The 24,625-nt window shown below is 72.1% G+C and carries 22 protein-coding genes; 2 read left to right on the top strand and 20 right to left on the bottom strand.

All coding sequences use genetic code 11. From position 1 onward, the window contains the following. Positions 1-83 precede the first annotated feature (83 nt). The 4 genes from EV190_RS18890 to EV190_RS18875 form a co-directional block, all read right to left on the bottom strand. Complete coding sequence (locus EV190_RS18890; RefSeq protein ID WP_133742927.1) at positions 84-428, bottom strand: hypothetical protein; 345 nt, start codon at positions 426-428, stop codon at positions 84-86. Continuing rightward, positions 425-1,273: a hypothetical protein gene (locus EV190_RS18885; protein ID WP_133742926.1), complete on the bottom strand. Its 849-nt coding sequence runs from the start codon at positions 1,271-1,273 to the stop codon at positions 425-427. Before EV190_RS18885 ends, EV190_RS18890 begins: the two co-directional genes overlap by 4 nt. A 150-nt stretch (positions 1,274-1,423) precedes the next feature. After that, a complete protein-coding gene (locus EV190_RS18880) occupies positions 1,424-2,053 on the bottom strand; it encodes an alpha/beta hydrolase (RefSeq protein WP_133742925.1) in 630 nt (209 codons plus the stop codon). 2 nt (positions 2,054-2,055) lie between these two features. Continuing rightward, the gene (locus EV190_RS18875) at positions 2,056-3,006 is read right to left on the bottom strand and encodes a VOC family protein (protein WP_133742953.1); all 951 of its coding nucleotides are present in this window, start codon (positions 3,004-3,006) and stop codon (positions 2,056-2,058) included. 131 nt (positions 3,007-3,137) lie between these two features. Between EV190_RS18875 and EV190_RS18870 the strand changes: the two genes are divergently transcribed. Continuing rightward, positions 3,138-3,896 (top strand): IclR family transcriptional regulator, encoded by a 759-nt coding sequence (locus EV190_RS18870; protein WP_133742924.1) that lies wholly within the window; start codon positions 3,138-3,140, stop codon positions 3,894-3,896. A gap of 53 nt (positions 3,897-3,949) precedes the next feature. Here EV190_RS18870 and EV190_RS18865 read toward each other — a convergent pair whose 3' ends face one another. The 9 genes from EV190_RS18865 to uvrC form a co-directional block, all read right to left on the bottom strand. After that, a complete protein-coding gene (locus tag EV190_RS18865) occupies positions 3,950-4,321 on the bottom strand; it encodes an RNA polymerase-binding protein RbpA (RefSeq protein ID WP_133742923.1) in 372 nt (123 codons plus the stop codon). Between the two features lie 117 nt (positions 4,322-4,438). Next, the gene (secG, locus tag EV190_RS18860) at positions 4,439-4,672 is read right to left on the bottom strand and encodes a preprotein translocase subunit SecG (protein ID WP_133742922.1); all 234 of its coding nucleotides are present in this window, start codon (positions 4,670-4,672) and stop codon (positions 4,439-4,441) included. A 309-nt stretch (positions 4,673-4,981) separates the two neighbouring features. After that, positions 4,982-5,767, bottom strand: coding sequence for a triose-phosphate isomerase (tpiA, locus tag EV190_RS18855; protein WP_133742921.1), 786 nt, complete (start codon positions 5,765-5,767; stop codon positions 4,982-4,984). Positions 5,768-5,774: 7 nt separating this feature from the next. After that, complete coding sequence (locus EV190_RS18850) at positions 5,775-6,962, bottom strand: phosphoglycerate kinase (protein WP_133742920.1); 1,188 nt, start codon at positions 6,960-6,962, stop codon at positions 5,775-5,777. Between the two features lie 101 nt (positions 6,963-7,063). Continuing rightward, positions 7,064-8,071: a type I glyceraldehyde-3-phosphate dehydrogenase gene (gap, locus tag EV190_RS18845; protein ID WP_133742919.1), complete on the bottom strand. Its 1,008-nt coding sequence runs from the start codon at positions 8,069-8,071 to the stop codon at positions 7,064-7,066. Between the two features lie 428 nt (positions 8,072-8,499). Further along, the gene (gene whiA, locus EV190_RS18840) at positions 8,500-9,480 is read right to left on the bottom strand and encodes a DNA-binding protein WhiA (protein WP_133742918.1); all 981 of its coding nucleotides are present in this window, start codon (positions 9,478-9,480) and stop codon (positions 8,500-8,502) included. Positions 9,481-9,666: 186 nt separating this feature from the next. After that, entirely contained in the window at positions 9,667-10,662 is a 996-nt protein-coding gene (locus EV190_RS18835; RefSeq protein ID WP_133742917.1) for a gluconeogenesis factor YvcK family protein, read from the bottom strand. Between the two features lie 154 nt (positions 10,663-10,816). Next, positions 10,817-11,698 (bottom strand): RNase adapter RapZ, encoded by an 882-nt coding sequence (rapZ, locus tag EV190_RS18830; RefSeq protein ID WP_279536626.1) that lies wholly within the window; start codon positions 11,696-11,698, stop codon positions 10,817-10,819. A gap of 4 nt (positions 11,699-11,702) precedes the next feature. Continuing rightward, the gene (uvrC, locus tag EV190_RS18825) at positions 11,703-13,724 is read right to left on the bottom strand and encodes an excinuclease ABC subunit UvrC (RefSeq protein WP_133742915.1); all 2,022 of its coding nucleotides are present in this window, start codon (positions 13,722-13,724) and stop codon (positions 11,703-11,705) included. 467 nt (positions 13,725-14,191) lie between these two features. Between uvrC and EV190_RS18820 the strand changes: the two genes are divergently transcribed. Continuing rightward, positions 14,192-15,349 (top strand): mechanosensitive ion channel family protein, encoded by a 1,158-nt coding sequence (locus EV190_RS18820; protein ID WP_133742914.1) that lies wholly within the window; start codon positions 14,192-14,194, stop codon positions 15,347-15,349. Positions 15,350-15,381: 32 nt separating this feature from the next. On the opposite strand, the gene EV190_RS18815 is transcribed toward EV190_RS18820, so the two are convergent. The 7 genes from EV190_RS18815 to murJ form a co-directional block, all read right to left on the bottom strand. Further along, complete coding sequence (locus tag EV190_RS18815; RefSeq protein WP_208113237.1) at positions 15,382-15,759, bottom strand: Rieske (2Fe-2S) protein; 378 nt, start codon at positions 15,757-15,759, stop codon at positions 15,382-15,384. Between the two features lie 127 nt (positions 15,760-15,886). Next, complete coding sequence (locus EV190_RS18810; protein WP_133742913.1) at positions 15,887-16,603, bottom strand: RDD family protein; 717 nt, start codon at positions 16,601-16,603, stop codon at positions 15,887-15,889. A 149-nt stretch (positions 16,604-16,752) separates the two neighbouring features. Next, on the bottom strand, positions 16,753-17,265 hold the full coding sequence (locus tag EV190_RS18805) for an RDD family protein (RefSeq protein ID WP_243742669.1): 513 nt from the start codon (positions 17,263-17,265) through the stop codon (positions 16,753-16,755). 65 nt (positions 17,266-17,330) lie between these two features. Beyond that, positions 17,331-20,177, bottom strand: a complete 2,847-nt coding sequence (uvrA, locus tag EV190_RS18800; protein ID WP_133742912.1) for an excinuclease ABC subunit UvrA — start codon at positions 20,175-20,177, stop codon at positions 17,331-17,333. A gap of 348 nt (positions 20,178-20,525) precedes the next feature. After that, positions 20,526-21,545 carry a TerC family protein gene (locus EV190_RS18790; RefSeq protein WP_133742911.1) on the bottom strand — a complete coding sequence of 340 codons (1,020 nt, stop codon included), beginning with the start codon at positions 21,543-21,545 and terminating at the stop codon, positions 20,526-20,528. A 294-nt stretch (positions 21,546-21,839) separates the two neighbouring features. Further along, positions 21,840-22,943 (bottom strand): glycosyltransferase family 4 protein, encoded by a 1,104-nt coding sequence (locus tag EV190_RS18785; protein WP_243742668.1) that lies wholly within the window; start codon positions 22,941-22,943, stop codon positions 21,840-21,842. Next, the gene (murJ, locus tag EV190_RS18780; protein WP_133742910.1) at positions 22,940-24,583 is read right to left on the bottom strand and encodes a murein biosynthesis integral membrane protein MurJ; all 1,644 of its coding nucleotides are present in this window, start codon (positions 24,581-24,583) and stop codon (positions 22,940-22,942) included. The genes EV190_RS18785 and murJ overlap by 4 nt, the downstream gene beginning before the upstream one ends. Positions 24,584-24,625: the final 42 nt, after the last annotated feature.

Here is a 24,625-nt window from a genome sequence, read left to right as displayed (position 1 = left end):
TGGACGCCCTCGCCCCGGCCCGGGGCGAGGGCCGACACCCGGATTCCGTCCGGGATCTCAGACAGGCGCTCGGAGAGGCCGCCTCAGTCGAACAGTTCGGCCACGGTCCGCGCGGTGACCGCGCGTCGCAGCCACACGCTGAGCACCTCCAGGTCGGCGCAGTCGAGAATCCGCTCGCGCTTCTCCTCGGCCACCTCGACGTCCCGCACCGAGAGCACCGTCAGGATGCTCCTCGCCCGGCCCTGCGCCAGGCCCCTCTTCAGCCCCTTCTCCAGACCCTTCTCCAGACCCTTGTCCAGGCCCTGATCCAGGCCCTGGAAGATGCCCTGCACCATCCCCTGCTCGATGCCCTCGGCCACGTACCTGCGGACGAACGCGCTCTTGTACTCGTACGTCCCGCTGATCTCGTGGTCCCCCACCCCGCTCACCCGAACAGCTCGGCCGCGGTCCGGGCGGTGACCGCGCGCCGCAGCCACTCGTCCAGCACCTCGGGGGCGGCGCAGCCGAGAATCCGCTCGCGCTCCTCGTCGGCCACCTCCACGCCACGGGCCGCGAGGAACTTGAGGATGCTCCTCGCCTCGCCCTTCACTTCGCCCTCCGCCATCCGCCTGCGGGCGAACTCGCTCTGGTACTTGTGCGTCTCGGTCGCCATCAGCTTCTCCAGGTGGTTGCGGGCGGCCTCGGGCAGGACCGCCATCACGTGGTCAACGTACCTCTGGGCCTGTTCGATGTCCTCGATCCCGCCCATCGCGTCCACGAACGTGTCGATCACCGTGGTGTCGCCGCCGTGGGCGATGGCCGAGAGCACCGCCAGCTCGGGCTCCCGCGCGCCCTGCTCCACCGAGGCCAGCACCGGCAGCCGCTCGGGGCCGGCGACGAGCGGGGCCAGCACCCAGCCGGGGTGGCCCATGTCGATGGGGGCGGCGCACCAGGCGGCGGTGGCGTCGTCGGGGCACAGCACCAGCAGCACGGCCGGGCAGTCCAGCCGGGCGCGCAGCGTGGCCAGGTAGACCGGCCAGCTCAGCCGCTTCCTCCGGTCCCGGCCCCGCTGGACCTCCACGACGACGGCCAGCACCAGGCCGTCGGCGTTGAGGCTCACCACCGCGTCGGCGCGGTACTCGGTGGGGAAGCAGTCGGTGAGGTCGCCGGACTCCAGCCGGGCCTCGGTGTACGAGGGGACGTCGAGCCCGAACGCCCGGTTCAGCAGCAGCGCCGCCAGGGCGGGGCTGTCACGGAACAACTGGATCGGGAACTCATGCTCTTTCGTGGGCATGCCGGGACGCTACCGGCCGCTTCCCCCCGGTCACGAGACCCCGGTGGCCATGTCCACCGCGGGTACCCCCGTGCCCGGGAACCCCGTGAGGCGCCCCGGGCACGGGGCCGCGTCCATCGGGTCTCCCGGGGGACGCCCCGGGGCGACCGTCTACAGGACGCTCTCGGAGAACCACTCCCCGGCGTCGTCCAGTACCTCCTGGGGGATGCCGTGGCCCCCCGGGTGCTCGCGCATCCGCACGGCGGCGGACCGCTCCCGCAGCTGCCCGGCCAGGAGGCGGGCCTGGTCGATGGTCGTCATCCGGTCCTCCACCCCCGCCCCGATGAACACCGGCGTGCCCGACAGGTCCACCTGTTCGGGCTCGCGGCCCTGCAGGGGCGCGGCGACGGCGAACAGCGCGGCGGCCCTGAGCAGCCCCGGGTGCAGCAGCAGGGTGGCCGCCGCCATGTTCGCGCCGTTGGAGAAGCCGACCGCCACCACGCCGGCCGGGTCGAGGTCGTAGGCGGCGGTGGCCGCGCCGACGAACCCCGCCAGCTCGCCCGAGCGGGCGATCACGTCGTCCACGTCGAAGACGCCTTCGCGCAGGCGGCGGAACCAGCGGTTCGCGCCGTGCTCGCTGACCCTGCCGCGCGGGGACAGCAGCGCCGCGCCGGGCGCGAGCAGGCGGCCCAGGCCCAGCAGGTCGTGCTCGTCCGCGCCGGTGCCGTGCAGCAGGAGCAGGGTGGGGCCGCCCGGCCCGGCGGCCGGGCGGAACACGTGCTCGAAGCCGAGGTCTCCCACGCTCACTCCTCGGTCTTCAGAACGGGCAGGCCCTGCTCGATCTGCGCGCGGCCGGGCTCCAGCCACGGCGGCAGCCTGAGTCTGCGGCCCAGTTCCAGCAGCGGCTCGTCGTAGTCGAACCCGGGGCCGTCGGTGGCGATCTCCAGCAGCACGCCGCCGGGCTCGCGGAAGTAGATCGAGGTGAAGTAGGAGCGGTCCCGCACCTCGGTCACGTCCACTCCGGCGTCCAGCAGGGTCTGGCGCCAGTCGGCCTGGGCCTGCTGGTCGGGGGCGCGGTAGGCGACGTGGTGCACGGTCCCCGCGGCGACGTGCCCGAGCCGGGCGCCGGGCGAGGCGATGACGTCCACGATGTCGCCCACGCCGTCCCCGGCCGCGCCGGTGCGGAACCGCAGGCGGTCGCCCTGCTCGGCGGCCAGGGTGAAGCCGAGCTGCCCCTGGAGCATGGCCGCGGTCTGCTCGTGGTCCCGCTCGGTGAGGGTGACCGCGCGGATGCCGCGGATGGCGTGTTCGAGGGGGACCTCGCCGCCGTCCCACGGGTCGGTGTCGTGGTGGTCGGTGCTGGCGACCAGCTCGATGACGAGGCCGTCGGGGTCGCGCAGGCTCAGCACGTCCTCCTCCAGCCGCTCGGCCGGCCGGGAGGACTCCACTCCCAGCCGCGCGAGGTGGGTCTGCCACCAGCCGAGCGAGCCCTCGGGGACGGAGAAGGAGGTGACGGTGGCCTGCCCCGCTCCGATGCGCCCCCTGGGCGCGTCCGGCCACGGGAAGAAGGTCATGACGGTGCCCGGGTTGCCCGCCCGGTCGCCGTAGTACAGGTGGTAGGTGTCCGGCGAGTCGAAGTTGACCGTCCGCTTCACCAGCCGCATCCCCAGCGCCTTGCGGTAGAAGTCCGCGTTGGCCTGTGGATCGCTCGCGATCGCCGTGACGTGGTGGATACCCGAGGGCCGCACGCTCATGACCGTACTCACTTCCACTCTCGAAGAGTTAGACACACCGGTAAACAGTTGAAATTTAAACGATATTCCCCTGATTCGCGATCCGGGGCCGCACTGTTCCATCCCCCGGCGCGACCGGTGAGAATCAAGCCATGAGCCTCGTCCCAGCCGCGACCCGGGCCGTCCGGCTGCTGCGCTTCCTGGCCGCGCAGGCCGGGCCGGTATCGGCCGCCGCGATCGCGCGCGGTCTTGACCTGCCGCGCTCCAGCGCCTACCAGCTGCTGGAGACCCTGGCCGAGGAGGGCTTCGTGACGCACCTGCCGGAGGAGCGGCGGTGGGGGCTGGGAGTGGCCGCCTTCGAGATCGGCTCGGCCTACCTGCGGCACGACCCGCTGGAGCGGCTGGCCCGGCCCCTGGTGGCGCGGACGGCCGCGCAGACCGGCGCGACCGCGCACCTGGGGGTCTTGCACGGCGCGGACACCCTCTACCTGCTCAAGGAGCGGCCTCCGCACGCGCCCGCACTCGTCACCGGGGTGGGTGTGCGCCTTCCCGCGCACCTGACCGCGTCGGGGCGCGCGATGCTGGCGTGGCTGCCGCGCGCCCAGGTGCGGGCCCTGTACCCCGGCCCCGAGCGGTTCACCACCCGGACCGGGCGAGGCCCGGCCTCCCCCGCCGAACTGCGGGAGGTCCTCGCGCTGGAGCGCCGCCGGGGCTTCTCCCGGGAGGACGGCCAGGTCACCGAGGGCTACACCTCGGTCGCGGCCACCGCCTTCGACCACTCGGGCACGCCCGTCGCCGCGATCGGCCTCACCCTCCCGTGCGAACGCCCGGTCACCCCCGGGGCGCTGGCCGCGCGGGCCCGCGACGCGGCCGCCGAACTCACCCGCCGCCTCGGCGGCAGGGCCCCCTGACATGACGAAACCCCACCGGTGGGAGACCGGTGGGGTCGAACGGCGGGAGGGCGCTAGTTGCTCATCGCCTTGATCGCCGCGTCCATGGCGGCGCGGTCGGCGCGCAGCTTGGCCAGGGCCTCCTCCAGGATCGCCTGGCCGTCGGCGTCGCTGCGGCGCTCCTTCACGTACGCCAGGTGCGTCTTGTACGGCTCGGTCCTCGGCGGGGCCGGGGGGTTCTCCGGGTCCTTGCCCGCGGGGAAACCGCAGCGGGGGCAGTCCCACTCCTCCGGGACCTGGGCCTCGTGCGAGAAGCTCGGGATCACTTCGTGCTTGTTGGCGCAGTAGAACGCGATACGGATCCGCGGCGCGGACTCGCCTCGCTCGGCCTCGCCCATCGGGCCGGCACCGACGCGGCTGCCACGGATGGCACTGCCACTACCCACGAAAAACTCCTTCGGCGTGCTTACCCCTCGGTGAGGGGAGACTTGGTGCGCGCTCCGCACGGCGCTCAGGGGCCGGGCGCGCGTGCCCGGGCCGTACGGGCACTGGATCGAGGTGGACTATCCCCGTTGGATGAGCAGGCCGAGCGCGACGACGCAGACGATCCAGACCGAGCCGGAGACGATGGTCAGGCGGTCGAGGTTGCGTTCGACCACCGAGGAACCGCCCAGGGAGGACGTGACGCCGCCGCCGAACAGATCGGACAGGCCTCCGCCCTTGCCCTTGTGGAGCAGCACCAGCATGATCAGCAGCAGGCTGACGAGCATCAGGACAATGGACAGACCGAGAATCACGTGCTCACCCGTAACTCAACCCCGGCGAGGGGGAATTGACGACCTAAGGCCCCTCCCGCACTCGCGCCAACCGAGGGGAAGGCGGATCTGCGGGCATGGGACCGGGGACAGTACCTGATTTTACCCCGCGCCCAGCGGGGCCCGGATCGGTTCAGGGGAACCTTCGCGCATCGTAGCGCGTGGATCACTGGTTTTGGCGGGATCCGACGGCCTGTTTCCCGATGGATACGGAACTTTCGCCTGCCCTCCGACGCCGACGGGCCCGCACCGAAATCGGTGCGGGCCCGTCGAAACGCGGGAGAACGCGTACTACTTCTGCTCTCCGAGGCGGGCCAGCTTCACGAACTCGTCGGCCTTGAGGCTCGCGCCGCCCACCAGGGCCCCGTCCACGTCGTCCTTGCTCAGGATGGCCGCGACGTTGTCGCTCTTGACCGAGCCGCCGTACAGGACGCGGGTCTGCTCGGCGGTCTCGGGCGAGTACAGCTCGCCGAGCCGGGCGCGCAGCGCCGCGCACACCTCCTGGGCGTCCTCGGGGGTGGCGACCTCGCCGGTGCCGATCGCCCACACGGGCTCGTACGCGACGACCAGGCGGCGGGCCTGCTCCTCGGTGACGCCCTTGAGCGCGCCTTCCAGCTGGGCGAGGGAGTGCTCGACCTGCCGGCCGGCCTTGCGGACGTCCAGGCCCTCCCCCAGGCACAGGATCGGCGTGATGTCGTTGGCGAAGGCGGCCTTGACCTTGGCGTTCACCACCGCGTCGTCCTCGCGGTGGTACTCGCGCCGCTCGGAGTGCCCGGCCAGCACGTAGGAGCAGCCGAGCTTGGCCAGCATCGGTCCGGACACCTCACCGGTGTAGGCGCCCTTCTCGTGCTGGGAGATGTCCTGGGCGCCGTAGCCGATGCGCAGCTTGTCACCCTCGACGAGGGTCTGCACGCTGCGCAGCGCGGTGAACGGCGGCAGCACCACGACCTCGGCGGCCTCGAAGTCGGCCTCGTCGAGGGAGAACGCCATCTTCTGCACCAGCGCGATGGCTTCGAGGTGGTTGTTGTGCAGCTTCCAGTTGCCCGCGATCAGCGGCTTGCGCTTGGCGGTTGCCATGTCTTCCTCAGTCCTCCAGTGCCGCGATGCCGGGCAGGGTCTTGCCTTCGAGGTACTCCAGGCTGGCGCCGCCGCCGGTGGAGATGTGCCCGAACGCGTTCTCGTCGAAGCCGAGCGCGCGCACGGCCGCGGCGGAGTCGCCGCCGCCGACCACGGTGAACGCGTCCGAGTCCAGCAGCGCCTGGGCCACCGCGCGGGTGCCTCCGGCGTAGGGCTCCATCTCGAACACGCCCATCGGGCCGTTCCAGAACACGGTCCGGGCGTCGGCCAGCTTTGCGGCGAAGAGCTCGGCCGAGGCGGGGCCGATGTCCAGGCCCATCCGGTCCGCGGGGATCTCCTCGGCGCCGACCACGTCGTGCACCGCGTCGGCCGCGAACTTCTCGGCGGCCACCACGTCGACGGGGAGCACGAACTCGACACCGCGCTCGTCGGCGCGGCGCAGGTACTCGTTGACGGTGTCGATCTGGTCGCGCTCCAGCAGGCTGGAGCCCACCTCGTGGCCCTTGGCCGCGAGGAAGGTGTACGTCATCCCGCCGCCGACGAGGATGCGGTCGGCGGTGTTCAGCAGGTTGTCGATGACGCCGAGCTTGTCGGAGACCTTGGAGCCGCCGAGCACCACCGCGTAGGGCCGCTCGGGGGACTCGGTGAGCCTGCGCAGCACGTCGACCTCGGTGAACACCAGGCCGCCGGCCGCGTGCGGCAGGCGCTGGGGCAGGTCGAAGACGCTGGCGTGCCTGCGGTGCACGGCGCCGAAGCCGTCGCCGACGTAGAGCTCGGCCAGGGCCGCGAGCCGGTCGGCGAACCCGCCGCGCTCGGTGTCGTCCTTACTGGTCTCCCCCGGCTCGAAGCGCAGGTTCTCGACCAGGGCGACCTCGCCGTCGGCCAGCGCGCGGCTGGCCGCGAGGGCGGACTCGCCCGCGGTGTCCTCGGCGAAGCGCACCTCGGCGCCCAGCAGCTCGCCCAGGCGCGCGGCGACCGGGCGCAGCGAGAAGGCGGGGTCGGGTTTGCCCTTGGGCCGGCCCAGGTGGGCGCCGACGACGACGCGGGCGCCGCGCCCGCGCAGCGCGTTGATGGTGGGCAGGCTGGCCCGGATGCGGCCGTCGTCGGTGATGCGGTCACCGTCGAGGGGCACGTTGAGGTCGGCCCGGACGAAAACGCGCTTGCCCGCGACGTCGAGGTCCTCGATCGTCCGCATGTCTACTTCCCCTTCTGGAAGTGGTGTACATGGGCGGCGACGCCCTCCGTCCGGCCGTCGGGGCCGGTCAGAAGGGCGTCGCCGTTGCCGTGGGCGGCGTGTCAGAGGTTGGAGCCGACCAGCTTGGCCAGGTCCACGAGGCGGTTGGAGTAGCCCCACTCGTTGTCGTACCAGCCGATGACCTTGACCTGGTTGCCGAAGGCCATGGTGAGGCTGGCGTCGAAGGTGCAGGAGGCCGGGGCGCCGACGATGTCGGAGGAGACGATCGGGTCCTCGGTGTAGACCAGCAGGTCCTTGAGGGGGCCCTCGGCCGCGGCCTTGAACGCGGCGTTGACCTCTTCCTTGGTGACCTCGCGGTCCAGGGTCACGACCAGGTCGGTGACGGAGCCGTCGGGGACCGGCACGCGCATGGCGATGCCGTCGAGCTTGCCCTGCAGCTCCGGCAGCACCAGCGCGGTGGCCTTGGCGGCACCGGTGGTGGTGGGGATGATGTTCTGGGCGGCGGCGCGGGCGCGACGCAGGTCCTTGTGCGGGAAGTCGAGGATGACCTGGTCGTTGGTGTACGCGTGGACCGTGGTCATGAGGCCCTTGACGATGCCGAAGTTCTCCAGCAGCGTCTTGGCCATCGGCGCCACGCAGTTGGTGGTGCAGGAGGCGTTGGACAGCACGTGGTGGCTGGCCGGGTCGTACTTGTCGTCGTTGACGCCCATGACGACGGTCAGGTCCTCGCCCTTGGCCGGGGCGGAGATGATGACCTTCTTGGCGCCGGCGGCGATGTGCTTCTTGGCGTCCTCGGCCTTGGTGAAGAAGCCGGTGGACTCGACGACCACGTCCACGCCCAGGTCGCCCCAGGGCAGCTGGGCGGGGTCGCGCTGGGCGAGGGCCTTGATGCTCTTGCCGCCGACCTTGATGCTGTCCTCGCCGACCTCCACCTCGCCGGGCAGGGTGCCCAGGATGGAGTCGTACTTGAGCAGGTGGGCGAGGGTCGCCTTGTCGGTGAGGTCGTTGACGGCGACGATCTCGACGTCGTTGCCCTCCGCGGCCTGGACCGCGCGCCAGAAGTTGCGGCCGATTCGCCCGAAGCCGTTCACGCCTACACGGATGGTCACGGAAACCATTCTCCTCACGTGTTGTATGCGTCGTCGACGCTGGTTCCGACGCAACACGCGCCGGATCACGGAAACAGTGCGTTGGGTTCAAGACGAGCCTATCGTCTGCGCCCGCAGCCGCCGGGGCCGAGTCGGCCACGGCACCCGGTCCGTCTCTTCGATACCAATACTGGCACCTTTACGTACTACAGGTGTAGACCATTACACCGTATTTTTTCCGACCCGGATCCCCTGTTTCCGCAGTTCGTGAAAGCGTGGGCGACCCCGGCCCCCCATTCACAGTTCATTACGGACGCATTAACGGGAAACGGGCGAGTGTTCACCGGCACCTGTCGCGCACCGTGTCCGGCCCTGCCCCGCCGCGACGGCCGTTCCGTCCGCTTCGGGACCTTCCGCAGTATTTTTCCCGCGGCGCGGCTCACACCACATCACGGCACGAGCATGTCGGGGGTCAGGCTGGCCTCGGTGTTGGGGACACCCAGATCCGCTGCTCGCTTGTCGGCCATCGCCAGCAGCCGGCGGATCCTCCCGGCGATGGCGTCCTTGGTCAGCGGCGGGTCGGAGAGCTGCCCGAGCTCCTCCAGGGACGCCTGCTTGTGCGCCAGGCGCAGCCTCCCCGCGGCGACCAGGTGCTCGGGCGCGTCCTCGGCGAGGATCTCCAGGGCCCGCTCGACCCGGGCGCCCGCCGCGACCGCGGCGCGGGCGCTGCGCCGGAGGTTGGCGTCGTCGAAGTTGGCCAGCCGGTTCGCGGTGGCCCGCACCTCGCGCCGCATCCGGCGCTCCTCCCAGGCCAGCACGCTCTGGTGGGCTCCCAGCAGGGTCAGCAGCGCGCCGATGGAGTCGCCGTCGCGCACCACCACCCGGTCCACGCCGCGCACCTCGCGCGCCTTCGCGTGCACCTTGAGGCGGCGCGCCGCCCCCACCAGGGCCAGCGCCGCCTCGGGGCCCGGGCAGGTGACCTCCAGGGACATGGACCGGCCCGGCTCCGTGAGCGAGCCGTGCGCGATGAAGGCGCCGCGCCACGCGGACTCGGCGTCGCACGCCCCACCCGCGACCACGTGCCGGGGCAGCCCGCGCACGGGGCGGCCGTTGCCGTCGACCAGCCCCGTCTGGCGGGCCAGGCTCTCGCCGTCCTTGATCACCCGGACCACGTAGCGGTTGCCCTTGCGCAGCCCGCTGGGCGCGAGCACCACCACCTCGGACTCGTGTCCGAAGACCTCGGAGATGTCCTTGCGCAGTCGGCGCGCGGCCGCCCCGGTGTCGAGTTCGGCCTCGATCACGATGCGGCCGCTGACCAGGTGCAGTCCACCGGTGAAGCGCAAGATCGTGGAGACCTCCGCTTTGCGGCAGCATGGCTTGAGAACGGTCAGCCGGCTCAGCTCGTCCTTCACCACACCGGTCATCGCCATGGATGCGGTCCCTCCCCCTGTAGAACGCACGCGAGGACGCCGCCGGAAAACGGCGCCCTCGTGGCAGACTACTTGCCCGTTCCCCGAACGCCACGCCCCCGCGCGCGTGTGTCCGATGTCCCCGCCCGATCCGGCGAGTCGCGCCGCGTGCTCCGCGGGGCCCTGCCCACCTCCCGGACCCCGTCGTCAGCCGAGGAGGATCCGGTCGAAGGCGGCCGCGAGCCGCTCCGGGTCGTGCCGGGGCGTCCCGTCCGCGACGGCCAGGTCGTCCAGCACCAGTTCCGCGCCCAGGCCCCCGGCCACGCGTTCGAGCCGGACCGCGTCCTCCACGCCCTTGCGGTCGGCCAGCACCACGTCCACGCCCAGCTCCGGCGCGTGCCCGGCCAGGACCTCCAGGTAGGTGTGCGCGGCGAAGTCGTCGGTCTCCCCGCGCTGGGGGGAGAGGTTGAGCACGACCACCCGGCGGGCGCTGGTGGCCACCAGCGCCCTCGCCAGATCGGGGACGAGCAGGTGCGGGAGCACGCTGGTGAACCAGGACCCGGGGCCGAACACCACCCAGTCGGCCTCGCGCACGGCCCTGAGCACCTGGCCGGGCACCGGCGGCTGGTCGGGGATCAGCGAGATGGAGCGCACCCGGCCTCGGGTGCTGGCGCACGCCACCTGGCCGCGCACGGTCACCACCTCGTCGGGGCGGGCGGGGTCGGCGCCCTCGACCTCCGCGACGATGTCGAGCGGGACCGAGGACATCGGCAGCACCCGGCCGTGCGCGCCGAGCAGCTGCCCGACCCAGTCCAGCCCGGCGACGGAGTCGCCCAGCAGCTCCCACAACGCCACGATGAGCAGGTTCCCCACGGCGTGCCCGTGCAGTTCGCCCTCGGAGCGGAAGCGGTGCTGCACGACCTCGGTCCAGGTGCTGCCCCACTCGTCGTCACCGCACAGCGCGGCCAGCGCCATGCGCAGGTCCCCGGGGGGGAGGACGCCCAGCTCCCGGCGCAGCCGCCCGCTGGAACCACCGTCGTCGGCCACCGTCACCACCGCGGTGACGTCGGTGGTCACCCGGCGCAGCGCGGACAACGAGGAGTACAGCCCGTGCCCCCCGCCCAACGCGACCACCCGCGGCGGTGGGGGGACGTCCCCGTCCGCTCCCCGCCTCCTCGAAGCGTCCTCCTCGTAACCCGACATCGGCGTCCGCGCATCTCCTTCTCCCCGGCCTGGCGGCCCGGGGCGTCGTTGGCGGGGCCGCGGCGGCCCCGGAGGTGTGTACGACGGATCCCCGGGACGGCGGATCCCGCCGCCGTCCCGGGGACCGCTGTCCCGGAGCGATCCGGGAGGCGGCCTACTCGCGTTCCAGGTCGCGGTGGATGATGTTCACCTCCACGCCCTCCTCGCGCAGGCGCCCGGCGAGCTGCTCGGACATGGCGACGCTGCGGTGCCTGCCGCCGGTGCACCCCACCGCGAGCGTCATGTAGTGCTTGCCCTCGCGGAGGTACCCGGCGATGAGCAGGCGCAGCACCTCGGTGTAGGAGTCCAGCAGCTCCTTGGCGCCGCGCTGGGCCAGCACGTAGTCGCGGACCGGCTCGTCCCGCCCGCTCATCGGGCGCAGGTCCGGCACCCAGTGCGGGTTGGGCAGGAAGCGGCAGTCGACGACGAGGTCCGCGTCCACGGGCAGGCCGTGCTTGAAGCCGAAGGAGACGACGTTGGCCCGCAGGTGGGCCTCCTTGGACTCCCCGAAGAAGCCCACCATCTTGGCCTTGAGCTGGTGCACGTTGAGCTGGGAGGTGTCGATGACCAGGTCGGCCTCGCCGCGGACCGCGCGCAGCAGTTCGCGTTCGCGGGAGATGCCGTCGGTCAGCCGGCCGTCCCCCTGGAGGGGGTGCGGGCGGCGCACGCTCTCGAAGCGGCGCACCAGCGTCTCGTCGCTGGCCTCGAGGAACACCACGCGCGCGGCGATGCCGCGGCCGCGCAGCTCCTCGGCGGTGGACAGCAGGTCCTGGGTGAAGGCCATGCTGCGCACGTCCACGACCGCGGCCACCCGGGGCACCGCTCCGTGGGTGCGCCCGGCGAGATCGATCATGGTGGGCAGCAGTCCCGGCGGCAGGTTGTCGACGACGAACCAGTCCAGATCCTCCAGTGCCCGCGCGGCGGTGCTGCGCCCGGCTCCCGACATTCCCGTCACGATGACGATCTCCGGCGGGAGTTCGCCTCCCGGATTGGTCACGTGGTCATCCCCCATTGTTTCGCTCGCCCTCGTCTGGTGAGTGGTGCGCGCCCGTGCCCCCGGTGTCGCCGGTGCCGGTGAGTCGCGCGTGGACGGTCTCCGCGGTTCGCGTCCCTATCCCGGGGACCTCGGCGATCTCGGCGACGGTGGCCGCGGCCAGGCGCTTGACCGACCCGAAGTGCCTGATCAGCGCCGCGCGACGGGTGGGACCCAGCCCCGGGACGTCGTCGAGCGCGCTGGTGGTGAGCGCCTTGGCCCGCTTCCTGCGATGGTAGGAGATGGCGAACCGGTGTGCCTCGTCCCGGACACGCTGCAGCAGGTAGAGGCCCTCGCTGGCGCGCGGCAGGATGACGGGGTCCTCGTCGTCGGGCAGCCACACCTCCTCCAGCCGCTTGGCCAGCCCGCACACCGCGACGTCCTCGACGCCCAGCTCGCCCAGCGCCCGGCGCGCGGCCAGGACCTGGGGCCGCCCGCCGTCGACGACGACCAGGTTGGGCGGGTAGGCGAACTTCGCGGGTGCCGCCGGGACGCCGGGCTCCCGGTCCGCCTCGGTTCCCTCACCCAGCATGTCGAGTTCGCCCGAACGCTGGCTCTCCTCCAGGTAACGGGTGAAGCGACGCGTGATGACCTCGTGCATCGCGGCGACGTCGTTCTGCTCGGCCCCGCCGGTCCCGCTGCCCCGGATGCTGAACCGGCGGTACTCGGACTTGCGCGCCAGCCCGTCCTCGAACACCACCATGGACGCCACCACGTGCCGGCCCTGCAGGTTGGAGACGTCGTAGCACTCGATGCGCAGGGGGGCGGCCTCCAGGGCGAGCGCGTCGGCGATCTCGGCGAGCGCCTTGGAGCGGGTGGTGAGGTCCCCGGCGCGCTGGGTCTTGTGCCGGGCCAGGGTCTGCTCGGCGTTCTTGGCGACGGTCTCCAGCAGGACGCGCTTGTCCCCGCGCCGGGGGACGCGCACGTCCACGGCCGACCCGCGCCGTTCCGACAGCCAGGCGGTGACGGCCGCGTGGTCGGCGGGCGGGGCCGAGACCAGGACCTCGCGCGGGATGACCGCGGCCGCGCCGCCCGAGCCCTGTCCGCCGGACTCGGTTCCGCCGTAGGTCTGGGAGAGGAACTGCTCGACGAGCTCGCCGGTGGAGACGTCGTCGACCTTGTCGACCACCCAGCCCCGCTCCCCGCGGACGCGGCCGTCGCGCACGTAGAACACCTTGGCCGCGGCCTCCAGCGGGTCCTCGGCGAAGGCGATGACGTCGCAGTCGGTGCCGTCGCCCAGGACCACCGCCTGCTTCTCCAGGGCCGTGCGCAGCGCCTGGACGTCGTCGCGGATGCGTCCCGCGCGCTCGTACTCCTGCTCCTCGGCCGCCGCGCGCATGTCGGCCTCCAGCGTCCTGATGAAGCGGCCGGTCTCACCGGCCATGAAGGAACAGAAGTCCTCGGCGAGCGCGCGGTGCTGGGCCGGGGACACCCGGCCCACGCACGGCGCGGCGCACTTGTCGATGTAGCCGAGCAGGCAGGGCCGGCCGCTGGAGCGGGCCCGCTTGAACACGCCCGCCGAGCAGGTCCGCACCGGGAAGACGCGCAGCAGCAGGTCCACGGTGTCGCGGATGGCCCAGGCGTGCGAGTAGGGACCGAAGTAGCGCGCCCCCTTGCGTCTGCTGCCGCGCATCACCTGCACCCGGGGGAACTCCTCGTCGAGGGTGATCGCCAGGTACGGGTAGCTCTTGTCGTCGCGGTAGCGGACGTTGAAGCGCGGGTCGTACTCCTTGATCCAGGAGTACTCCAGCTGCAGCGCCTCGACCTCGGTGCCGACCACGGTCCAGTCGACGTCGGCGGCCGTGGAGACCATCGTCTGGGTGCGCGGGTGCAGCGCGGCGAAGTCCTGGAAGTAGGAGGACAGCCGCGCGCGCAGGTTCTTGGCCTTGCCGACGTAGATCACGCGGCCGTGCTCGTCCCGGAACCGGTAGACCCCCGGGTCCGTGGGGATCGATCCGGGCGTGGGGCGCAGGTTCGGTCGGGCGGTCATGGTCCCATTGTGGTCGTCGCATGAGACTGTCCGCACCCGGACACCGCGTGGCAGAGACGACAGTGGCCGGCGCGGCGGGATGCCGGTGGCCTCACAGGCCGGCGGGCGCGGGCCGAGGACGCGCCCATCATATCCGTTGTGCGAGGATTTCATTGATGATCTTGACGTCAGCGTTCTACGAAACGGACATAGTGGAACGCCGGCGTCACGATCATCGAGCAGGACCCCTGGGGAGGACCGCGGACCCGCAGAGCCCGAACCGCCCCCGCGCCAGAGGCTCCGCACTGACGTCTTCGCTGCGCGGACCGCCGACGAGTCGGCCGCGTTTCCACCGGCGTCCCCGCGGCCCCGACACATGCGGTTCTTCACCCTCGAAACGTCACGGTTCGGTATAGCGATGCCCTAGGTTGTGCGTACCGACGCTTGAACCGACTTTTCCCGACCCCCTTGAGGAGGCTTCTCCCGTGATGTCACTCGGCAACTGGATCGCGGTCGGCATCGCCGTCGCGATCTCGGTGCTCCTGGTCACGGTGGTGCACTGGCTGCTCACGCACAAGCTGTCCAAGGTCTGGAGCCTGGCCGGTCCGCTGGTGCGGCGGTGCCGCCTCTCCGCCTACGCCGCGGCGGCGGTCGTGGGCGTCAACCTGGCGATCCCCGACGCCGGGGGATTCGAGAACCCCCGGTTCTGGTATCCGGTCTTCCAGCACGGCATGCGCATCGCGATGATCGCGTCGCTGACCTGGCTCGCGCTGACCGTCGCCTACGCGATCACCGACACGGTGCTGGACTGGCTCTCGGTGCACAACGGCGACGCCGACCGGCGCTCGCGCAGGCTCCAGACGCAGGTCCGGTTGCTGCGCCGGGTGGCGGCCACGGTCCTGGGCCTGCTCGCGGTGGCGGCGATCCTGTTCACCTTCCCCTCCGTGGCCGCGCTGGGCGCCGGGCTCCTGGCGTCCGCCGGTCTGATCGGCATCGTCGCCGGTGTGGCCGCCCAGTCCACGCTGGGCAACATGTTCGCCGGCCTTCAGCTGGCGTTCAGCGACTCGCTGCGGATCAACGACGTGGTGGTCGTCGAGGGCGAGTGGGGCCGCATCGAGGAGCTGACCCTCACCAACGTGACCGTGCGGATCTGGGACGAGCGGCGCCTGGTGCTTCCGGTGTCCTACTTCACCACCACCCCGTTCGAGAACTGGACCAAGCACGGCACCGCCATCACCGGGTCGGTGGTGTTCCGGGTCGACTGGGAGGTCCCCGTGGAGGCGCTGCGCCGCGAGCTCGGCTCGTTCGTGACCGGGCACCCGCTGTGGGACGGCCGCAGCTGGGCGCTCGACGTCACCGACGTGCTGGAATCGGGGCTGATCGAGCTGCGCGCCACGGCGACCACCGCCGACTCCAGCGCCCGCTGGACGCTGACGGTGGAGCTGCGCGAGCACATGGTCACCTACATCCGCGAGAACTTCCCCGAGTCGCTGCCGCGCAACCGCACCCAGGTCACCGGGGCGGAGGACGGCGAGGAGAGGTACGCCGCGCTGTGGCCGACCTCGGCGTTCCGGCGCCCTCCCGTGGACGTGGGCGACCCGGTCAACCCCTCGGACGGCCGCGAGACGGCCGAGTCGCAGGACTGACCGGGCCTTCCGGGAGGGCACCGCGTCACACGTCACACCAGGGTGATGTCGGTGCCCTCCACCGTCACCTCGAACGGCTCCAGCGGTTCGGTGGCGGGTCCCTGGACGACCTCGCCGTTCAGGTCGAACCTGCTGCCGTGGCAGAGGCAGTGGATGTCGGTGGTGATCTCCTGGACGGTGCAGCCGCCGTGCGTGCACGACGCGCCGAACGCCTGGTACTCCCCCGCCGCGGGCTGGGTGATCACGAGCTTCGCCTCGACCACCAGCAGCCCGCCGCCCTCGGGGACGTCGGTCGTCTGGGCCACCACCCGACCGCGCAGCGCGTCCTGCGGCTTGGGCCGGTTCTCCTCGGTGGTGCAGGCGCCCGCGGTGAGCGCCACCGTTCCCGCTGCCCCCGCGGTCGTCAACATCGTCCGCCGGCTGATCCGGCAGGCACACGACGACGGATCCGTTGTCATTGCACGGCTTTCTGATCGATTCGACAGGTTACGCTACGCAATGTAGTGCCTGTCCCCGGGTGGAGCGACCAGGGAGCCGTCAACCGGTCCGCACGACCACGGTCCTGGAGACCTTGTCGTGCAGGCCCTGCTGGTTGGGCCTGTCCCACAGCGGCAGAAAATAGAACACGACCATGGCGACCATGCCCAGGAGGGACTGCACCGAGAGCGGCGCCCACATGAACGCCCACGGGAGCTGGAAGAGCCCCGCTCTGACCAGCAGCGCGTCGAAGGGGACCCGCGCCGGGCGGCCCTCGCCGCTCAACGGCACCACCAGGATCTTGGTGATCGTCTTGCCGGGGGTGCGCCCCCACCGGTGCACGCAGAACGCGTCGTAGCCCGTCCACAGCAGGAAGGCGCACACGCTCGCGATGATCATCGAGCTGTCCCAGGCCGAGGACAGGCCGCTGCCGTCGGCGACCGCGAACGCGCCCCAGATCATGGAGACGGCGAAGGTCAGCACCGCCCCCGGCACGATCACGAAGCAGGTGTCGATCAGGCGCGCCCCCGCCCGCTGCCCCCAGTCCGCGAGCGGGTAGTGCCCCCCGTTCGCGCCGGGCGGCGGTGGCGGCCAGGGGCGCCCGCCCGGAAGCGGCACGGGCGCCGGGCGGGGCTGCTGGTAGGGCGGCGGCTGGAATACGCCGGTCCGGATCGGCGGCGGCCCCTGGACGGGCGGACGCGGTCCGCCCTCCGTCGGACCGCCCTGCCACTGACCCCCCTGGCCGTGTTCGGGGTTCCAGGGCGGTGGGAGACTCATCGAAGAACAGACCTCCTGTGCCGGCGGGCTCCGCGCGGAGAACGCCCGGCAGGCAGTGTTGTGGGAACCGCCCGGGCCGGGTTCGGCCGCCCGCGGCGGGGCGCCGGCGCGGGCGGCCGGAGACCTGCGGCCCCGCCTCCGGCGGCCGGTTACGACGATACCGACTCGGGGCGCTCGCCAACAACGACGCTGCCGCCGAGCCGGTCGTGCAGTCCGCGCCCCGCCGGACGGTCCATGACCGCCGAGACCACCGCGAAGACCGACACCCCCAGCGCCACCACGTTCACCAGCGGGACCGGCGCCAGCAGCACCGACGCGTACAGCACGGCCGACCGCCGGAGGACCGCCGCGGCGCCGGGGCGGTCCTCCCCCGCCGCGACCGGCGCCAGCCGAAGGCCGAGCAGCCGCTTGCCGGGAGTGCCGCCGTGCGCCAGGGTGAGTCCCACCTCATAGGCGAGGTAGGCGGCGAACGTCAGCACCGCCGCCACGACGCCGAACACACCGCCCCCGCCCGGAGCGGGCGGCTCCCCCGGCGCCAGGGGGACCAGCGCCGCGTTGACGAGCAGGCTGATCCCCGCCAGGACCAGCACGTCCACCAGCCTCGCGAGAACCCGCCGCGTCAACGGAGCGGGCACGGCGCCGGCGGCGGGGGTGTCGTTCACGGGGCTCCCGTCTCCTGTCGTCGTCCTGGCCCGCCCACGCTATCCGAGCGCCCCGGGCCGACCGACTACACGCCCTGGGCGAGGATCTTGCTCAGGAACCGGCCCGTGTAGCTCTCGGGGACCTCGGCGACCTCCTCGGGGGTGCCCGTGGCCAGGACCGTGCCGCCGCGCGCTCCGCCCTCGGGCCCCATGTCGATGAGGTAGTCGGCGGTCTTGATGACGTCGAGGTTGTGCTCGATGACGATGACGGTGTTCCCCGTGTCCACCAGACGGCCGAGCACGCCCAGCAACTTCTCGATGTCGGCGAAGTGCAGGCCGGTGGTGGGCTCGTCCAGCACGTAGGCGGTGCGCCCGGTGGAGCGGCGCTGCAGCTCCGAGGCGAGCTTCACGCGCTGGGCCTCGCCGCCCGACAGGGTCGTGGCGGGCTGGCCGAGCCGCACGTAGCCCAGGCCCACGTCGTTGAGAGTCTGCATGTGCCGGCGGATCGCGTTGATCGGTTCGAAGAACTCGAGCGCCTCCTCGATCGGCATGTTCAGCACGTCCGCGATGGTCCTGCCCTTGTAGTGCACGTCGAGCGTCTCGCGGTTGTACCGGGCGCCGTGGCAGATCTCGCACGGCACGTAGACGTCCGGCAGGAACTGCATCTCGATCTTGATCGTGCCGTCGCCCGCGCACGCCTCGCAGCGGCCTCCCTTGACGTTGAAGGAGAACCGGCCCTGCTGGTAGCCGCGCACCTTGGCCTCGGCGGTCTGCGCGAACAGCTTGCGGATGTGGTCGAACACGCCGGTGTAGGTGGCCGGGTTGGAACGCGGGGTGCGCCCGATCGGGCTCTGGTCCACGTGCACGACCTTGTCGAGCTGGCTCATCCCGTTGACCCGGGTGTGCCGCCCCGGCACCGCGCGGGCTCCGTTGAGCTCCTTGGCCAGCGCCTTGTACAGGATCTCGTTGACCAGGGTGGACTTGCCCGAGCCGGACACGCCCGTGACGGCGGTGAACACGCCGAGCGGGAAGTCGACGTCCAGGCCGCGCAGGTTGTTCTCGTGGGCGCCCTTGACCGTCAGCTTGCGGTTCCTGTCCCGGGGCCGCCGCTTCTCGGGGACCTTGATGGCGCGCCGGCCCGAGAGGTACTCGCCGGTGGACGAGTGGGGGCTGTCCAGAAGCTCCTGGACCGGGCCGGACACCACGACCTCGCCGCCGTGCTCGCCGGCGCCGGGACCGATGTCGACCACCCAGTCCGCGGCGCGGATGGTGTCCTCGTCGTGCTCGACGACGATCAGGGTGTTGCCGATGTCCCGGAGCCGCTCAAGGGTCTCCAGCAGGCGGAAGTTGTCGCGCTGGTGCAGGCCGATCGAGGGTTCGTCCAGGACGTAGAGCACCCCCACCAGTCCGGATCCGATCTGCGTGGCCAGCCGGATGCGCTGGGCCTCGCCGCCGGACAGCGTCCCGGAGGCCCGCCCCAGGTTGAGGTAGTCCAGGCCCACGTCCAGCAGGAAGCCGAGCCGGGCGTTGATCTCCTTGAGCACCTGGGCGGCGATGGCGCGGTCCCGTTCGGAGAGCTCCAGGGCCCCGAGGAACTCCGCGCACTCGTTCAGCGGCATCGCGCTGACCTCGGCGATGGAGCGGCCCGCGACGGTCACCGCCAGCACGACCGGCTTGAGCCGGGTGCCGTCGCACTTCGGGCAGGGCACCACGCGCATGTAGCCCTCGAGGCGGTCGCGGACGAAGTCGCTCTCGCTCTCGGTGTGCCGCCTGCGCACCCAGCCGAGGACGCCCTCGAAGTCGGTGTAGTAGGAGCGCTGACGCCCGTACCGGTTGCTGTAGCTCACGTGCACCTGGGTGTCGTGCCCGTGCAGCAGCGCCTTGCGCGCCGCCTTGGGCAGCTTCTCCCAGGGGGTGTCCAGGTCGAAGCCGACCGCCTCGCCCAGGGCCTGGACGAGCCGCGTGAAGTACTCGCTGGGGTTCCCGCCGCTCCAGGGCGCGATGGCGCCCTCGTTGAGGGTCTTGGCCGGGTCCGGCACCAGGAGCTCGGGGTCGACCTCCATGCGGGTGCCCAGGCCCGCGCACTCGGGGCACGCGCCGTAGGGCGAGTTGAAGGAGAAGGAGCGCGGCTCCAGCTCCTCGAAGGAGAGGTCGTCGTAGGGGCAGTACAGGTGCTCGGAGTAGATCCGCTCGCGCTCGGGGTCGTCCTCGGGCAGGTCCACGAACTCCAGCAGGATGGTGCCCGCGGCCAGCGGCAGCGCGGTCTCCACCGAGTCGGTGAGGCGCTTGCGCGCCGACTCCTTGACGCTGAGCCGGTCCACGACGACGGCGACGTCGTGCTTCTCCTGCTTCTTGAGCGCGGGCGCCTCGTCCAGGCGCACCAGGGCGCCGTCGACCCGGGCACGGGTGAAGCCCTTGGTCTGCAGGTCCTTGAACAGCTCGGTGTACTCGCCCTTGCGGCCGCGCACCACGGGGGCCAGCACCTGGAAGCGGGTGCCCTCGGGCAGCTCCATGACCCGGTCCACGATCTGCTGCGGGGTCTGCCGGGCGATCTGGCGCCCGCACTCGGGGCAGTGCGGCTTCCCGATGCGCGCCCACAGCAGCCGCAGGTAGTCGTACACCTCGGTGATGGTGCCGACGGTGGAGCGCGGGTTGCGGCTGGTGGACTTCTGGTCGATGGACACCGCGGGGGACAGGCCCTCGATGAAGTCGACGTCGGGCTTGTCCATCTGCCCGAGGAACTGGCGGGCGTAAGCCGAGAGCGACTCGACGTAGCGCCGCTGGCCCTCGGCGAAGATGGTGTCGAAGGCCAGCGAGGACTTGCCCGAACCGGACAGCCCGGTGAACACGATCATCGAGTCGCGGGGCAGGTCCAGCGAGACGTTCTTGAGGTTGTGCTCGCGGGCACCGCGGATCACCAGCTGATCGGCCATGTCTATTCGCGCGGGCGCCCCCGGCTCTGCGCCGGAACGCCGATGCGCTCCATCCTTCCTCGTCAACTGGGGTGTGCTCTCGTACCGCGCGAAGAGGGGTCCGCTCGTCACCGGACGCCGGCCGCGGCGGTCCCGGCGGTGAGGGCGCGGGACGGGGCGTGTCGCCCGGTCTCGGCGGCGGCCGGGAGGCCGCCCGCCGGAGGCCGCGCCTCTCCACGGTAACCACGAGGGCCCCGGCCGCATTCCGACCGGGACCCTCATTGTAGACGTACGGATGTTCGATTATCGGCCTGTTCCCGTGAGGAACCCCGCGCCTTCGGCCTCCGGGGAACCGCGCCCCCGACCGGCCTACTCGACGGAGGCCGTCCCCACGGTCTCCTCCTGCGCCTTCAGGCGCTTGGCGTCGGAGCGGGCCTTGATCACGCTGGCCACGATTGTCACGGTCATCACGCCCAGGATGACGGTCAGGGACAGGCCGGTGCTGATCTCCACCACGTGCACGCCGTTCTCGTGCAGCGCGTGCAGCAGCATCTTGACGCCGATGAACACCATGATCGCGGCCAGGCCCCAGCTGATGTAGGACAGCTTGTCCATCAGCCCCGCCAGCAGGAAGTACAGGACGCGCAGGCCCAGCAGCGCGAAGGCGTTGGCGGTGAAGACGATGTAGGCGTCCTGGGTGAGGCCGAAGATCGCCGGGATGGAGTCGACGGCGAAGACCAGGTCGGTGACGCCGATGGCGACGATGACCATGAGCATCGGGGTGACGTGGCGGCGCCCGTCCTTCTTCACGGTCAGGTGCGATCCGTGGTAGTCGTCGGTGACCGGCCAGACCTTCTTGACCATGCGCACCGCGAAGCTGTTGGTGTAGTCGTCGTCCTCTTCGCTCTCGCCCTTGACGTGGTCCCGGACGATCTTGATCGCGGTGTAGATGAGGAAGGCGCCGAAGAGGTAGAAGACCTCGCTCCAGGCGTTGATGGCCTGGGCGCCGATCGCGATGAAGACGCCTCTCATGACCAGCGCCAGCATGATGCCGACCAGCAGCACCTCGTGCTGGTACTTCTTGGGCACCGCGAAGGAGGTGAGGATCAGGTAGAAGACGAAGAGGTTGTCGACGCTCAGGCTCTTCTCGGTGACGTATCCGGCGAAGTACTCGCTCGCCTTCGCCCCGCCCTCGACGTACCAGATCCCGAGTCCGAAGAGGATCGCGAGGATGATGTAGAAGGCCGACCACCAGCCGGCCTGTTTCATGCTGAACTCCGTGGGCTGGTGCTTCTTGCTCCACGGGCGGTCCACGATCGCCAGGTCGATGGCGAGGACCGCGAGGATGCCGACGATGGTGGCGATCCAGACCCACAGGGGTACGTCCATGACGAGGAACTCTCCTCCGGTTATGGTGACCGCGCGCATTTTGCGGGCACGACGACTAACCGGAGGTCTCTCCCGCCCCCCGGAAACCGGTGGACCGACGGAACCGGGAACGCGCCTTTGCGCTCCGTGATGACGGCACCGCCGCGAAGGGATACTCCCCTGCCGCATGATGAAACGAGACCGACTCGAAAATATTCCGAGCGTCTCTCACATCCGGGTCCATGATGCCATCGATCCGGTGTGGGGAGAACCACCGGTGCCGTCATTTCGTCCGACTGTTCGGTGACCTTCACCTCACCTTGGGTGACTGCCGGACAGGACCTCCGCGTAGAGGTCCAGGACCTGGTCGGCGTCGTCCCCCGGAACGGGGAGCGCCCCGGCAGCCGCGCGGGCGCGGACCCGCATCCGGGCGGCGAGCGCGCCGTCGTCGAGGATCCGCGCCACTCCGTCGGCCAGCGCGGCGGGGTCGCCGTAGGGCACCAGGAGCGCGGCGTCCCCCACCAGGTCCGGGACCCCGCCCACATCGGTGGCCACAACGGGCAGCCCGGCACGCAGGGCCTCCTGGATCACCAGGGGCTGGCCCTCCCACACGCTCGCCAGCACGAACACGTCGGCCGCGGCGAGCAGGTCGGCGACGTCCGTCCTACGTCCGAGCAGGCGCACCGGCAGGGAGCCCGCGGAGATCCGCGTCGCGAGCCGCCCGTGCAGGGGCCCGTCCCCGGCGACCGCCACCAGCGGCGGCGGGGTGCGCGCCGCCCAGCGCCCCGCCGCGTCCAGCAGGACCGGCAGCCCCTTCTGCCCGGCCAGCCGGGCCACGGTCACCAGCAGCGGCCGACCCGGCTCGACACCCAGTTCGGCGCGCAGCTCGGCCGGGTCCCGGCCGGAGGAGGCCATGGCCGGAGCGGGCACCAGCGCCCGCCCGGTCCGCCGCGCACCGCGCGCGCGCATCCGCTCCACCAGGTCGCCGGAGACCCCCAGGACCAGATCGGCGCGGCGCACCAGAACGCGTTCGAGCAGGCCGAACAGCAGCGCGTCGGCCCCGCTCCCCGAGGGGGGAGCGTTGTGCAGGGTGGCCGCGAGCGGCGCGGAGGGCCGGGCCAGCGCCGCCAGCGCGCCGGCGCGCACCCCGTGCGCGTGCACGACGTCGGCGCCCCTGAGAAGGCCGCGCAGCCGTACCAGCGCCGCGGCGTCGGCGAAGGGGCTCGGCCGGCCCCCCACCTCCAGAGGGGCGAAGCGCGCCCCCGCCGCGGTGAAGCCGAACCGCTCCTCGGTCGAGGCCGGTCCGACGACCACGACCCGGTGGCCTCGCCCGACCAGCCCGGCGCACAGCGAACGCACGTGGTTGCCCACGCCCCCGCCGCTGGTGGCCAGTGTCAGCGCGACGCGCAACCCGTTCAACCCGTTCTCCCCTCGTCGGTGGACGCGCCGCCGATCCGGCGCGTCAGGGCCGCGCGCAGCGCCTTGGAGTCGATCAGCGCGACGGCCAGTCCGTATCCCGCCAACGCGGCGGTCCCGCTGAGCACCGCCGCCCCCGCGGCCGCCGGTGTCGAACCGGTGGGCGCCAGAGCGGCGACGCCCGCCCCGCACGCGTACCCCAGCCCCGTGCCGAGCGCGCAGGCCGCGACGGTCCGGCCCGCGGCGGCGAAGGCGGACCGCCCCCGCGCGCGCAGCACCGCCGCGACCAGCAGCAGCGCGCCGATCCCCAGCCCCAGCGAGGTGCCCGCTCCCAGCGCGGCGACCGTCCAGCCGGGCGGGGCGAGCGCGACGCCGGCCACGGAGCCGACCGTCACCGCCAGCCAGCCCGCGACCTGGGCCAGGGCCGCGGCCCTGCCGTGGTGGGAGGCGTACAGCGCCCTGCTGAGCAGGGCGGCCGTCCCGAAGGCGACGATCCCGGGAGCGTAGGCGGGCAGCGCCCGGGCCAGCTGCGGAGCCGTCTCCCCGGCGAACACCAGTGACAGCGGGAAGGCCGCCGCGGCGAGCGCGGCGGCGGGCCCCGCGGTCGCGATGAGGCAGGCGCGGACCCCCGTCGAGAGCACCCGGTCGAAGGCCCCCTGCTCCCGCTCGCCGTGGTGCACCGACAACGCGGTGAAGGCGCTGGTCGCGATGGGGACCGCGACGATCCCGTAGGGCAGGGTGAACAGGGCCCAGGCGTAGCTGTACAACACCCCCGTGCCTCCGCCGCCCCCGTTGTTGGCCAGCCACATCGACAGCAGCAGGCTCAGCTGCATGGCGACCAGCGGGAGCAGCGCGGCCACCGCCAGGGAGCGCGCCCGGCGGGCGATGCCGGGCGGGAAGGACAGGGTGGGGCGCAGCCCCAGGCGCAGCCGGGCGACGGGCACGAGCGCGGTGAGGAACAGCGCGGCCACCCCCGCGGTGGTGCCCAGGGACAGGGTGAGCTCCGCGGCGGCGGGCAGGGCGCCGATGTCGTCGGCCCGCCCCCCGCTCAGGGGCACGAAGGCGACGTAGGCGGCGATGACCACGAGGCTGGACACCAGAGGGGCCAGTGCCGGCGCGAGGAAGCGGCGGTGCGCCTGGAGGACGCCGTACAGCACCGCGGCCAGACCGTAGAAGAGGATCTGCGGGGCGAAGACCACCAGGAAGCGCGTCGCGAGCGCCAGCAGGTCGGCGCTGTCGCACCCCCGCGTCCCGGACAGCAGGAGCAGGGCGGCCGGGGCGGACGCGGCCGCCAGGAGCAGGCTCAGCGGGACGGCGGCCAGTACCACCCAGGTGACGAGCGCCGAGGCGGTGCGGCGCACCTGCCCGGCGTCGCCCCGGCTGGCGGCGGTCGCCAGAACCGGGACGACCATCCCCGACAGGGCGCCGCCGATGACGACCTCGAACAGGACGGTCGGCAGCTGGTTGGCGGTGACGTAGGCGGTGCCCAGGCAGTTCTCCCCGACCGTCTGGGAGAAGACGAGGGTCCGGCCGAACCCGGCGACCCGCGCGAAGACGGTGACGACGCTTATGAGCAGCGCGGCCCCCGCCAGCGAGGCGCTCACTCGCCGTACCCACCCGCGCCCCGCGCCCCGGCCGCTCATCCCCGCTCCCTCCCCGCACCGGGCCGGCGCTTCCGCCGGTCC

This window comes from Actinorugispora endophytica, assembly GCF_004363075.1.
In the GTDB taxonomy this organism is placed as follows: Bacteria; Actinomycetota; Actinomycetes; order Streptosporangiales; family Streptosporangiaceae; genus Actinorugispora; species Actinorugispora endophytica.
Note: the sequence above shows the minus strand (reverse complement) of the source record. Positions and strands in the feature narration are given on the sequence as shown.

Coding starts and splice junctions, on each gene's coding strand:
- EV190_RS18885 (WP_133742926.1), bottom strand. CDS start 1,273: ATGCCCACGAAAGAGCATGAGTTCCCGATCCAGTTGTTCCGTGACAGC.
- EV190_RS18875 (WP_133742953.1), bottom strand. CDS start 3,006: ATGAGCGTGCGGCCCTCGGGTATCCACCACGTCACGGCGATCGCGAGC.
- EV190_RS18870 (WP_133742924.1), top strand. CDS start 3,138: ATGAGCCTCGTCCCAGCCGCGACCCGGGCCGTCCGGCTGCTGCGCTTC.
- tpiA (WP_133742921.1), bottom strand. CDS start 5,767: ATGGCAACCGCCAAGCGCAAGCCGCTGATCGCGGGCAACTGGAAGCTG.
- EV190_RS18850 (WP_133742920.1), bottom strand. CDS start 6,962: ATGCGGACGATCGAGGACCTCGACGTCGCGGGCAAGCGCGTTTTCGTC.
- whiA (WP_133742918.1), bottom strand. CDS start 9,480: ATGGCGATGACCGGTGTGGTGAAGGACGAGCTGAGCCGGCTGACCGTT.
- EV190_RS18835 (WP_133742917.1), bottom strand. CDS start 10,662: ATGTCGGGTTACGAGGAGGACGCTTCGAGGAGGCGGGGAGCGGACGGG.
- uvrC (WP_133742915.1), bottom strand. CDS start 13,724: ATGACCGCCCGACCGAACCTGCGCCCCACGCCCGGATCGATCCCCACG.
- EV190_RS18820 (WP_133742914.1), top strand. CDS start 14,192: ATGTCACTCGGCAACTGGATCGCGGTCGGCATCGCCGTCGCGATCTCG.
- EV190_RS18815 (WP_208113237.1), bottom strand. CDS start 15,759: ATGTTGACGACCGCGGGGGCAGCGGGAACGGTGGCGCTCACCGCGGGC.
- EV190_RS18810 (WP_133742913.1), bottom strand. CDS start 16,603: ATGAGTCTCCCACCGCCCTGGAACCCCGAACACGGCCAGGGGGGTCAG.
- uvrA (WP_133742912.1), bottom strand. CDS start 20,177: ATGGCCGATCAGCTGGTGATCCGCGGTGCCCGCGAGCACAACCTCAAG.
- EV190_RS18790 (WP_133742911.1), bottom strand. CDS start 21,545: ATGGACGTACCCCTGTGGGTCTGGATCGCCACCATCGTCGGCATCCTC.
- murJ (WP_133742910.1), bottom strand. CDS start 24,583: ATGAGCGGCCGGGGCGCGGGGCGCGGGTGGGTACGGCGAGTGAGCGCC.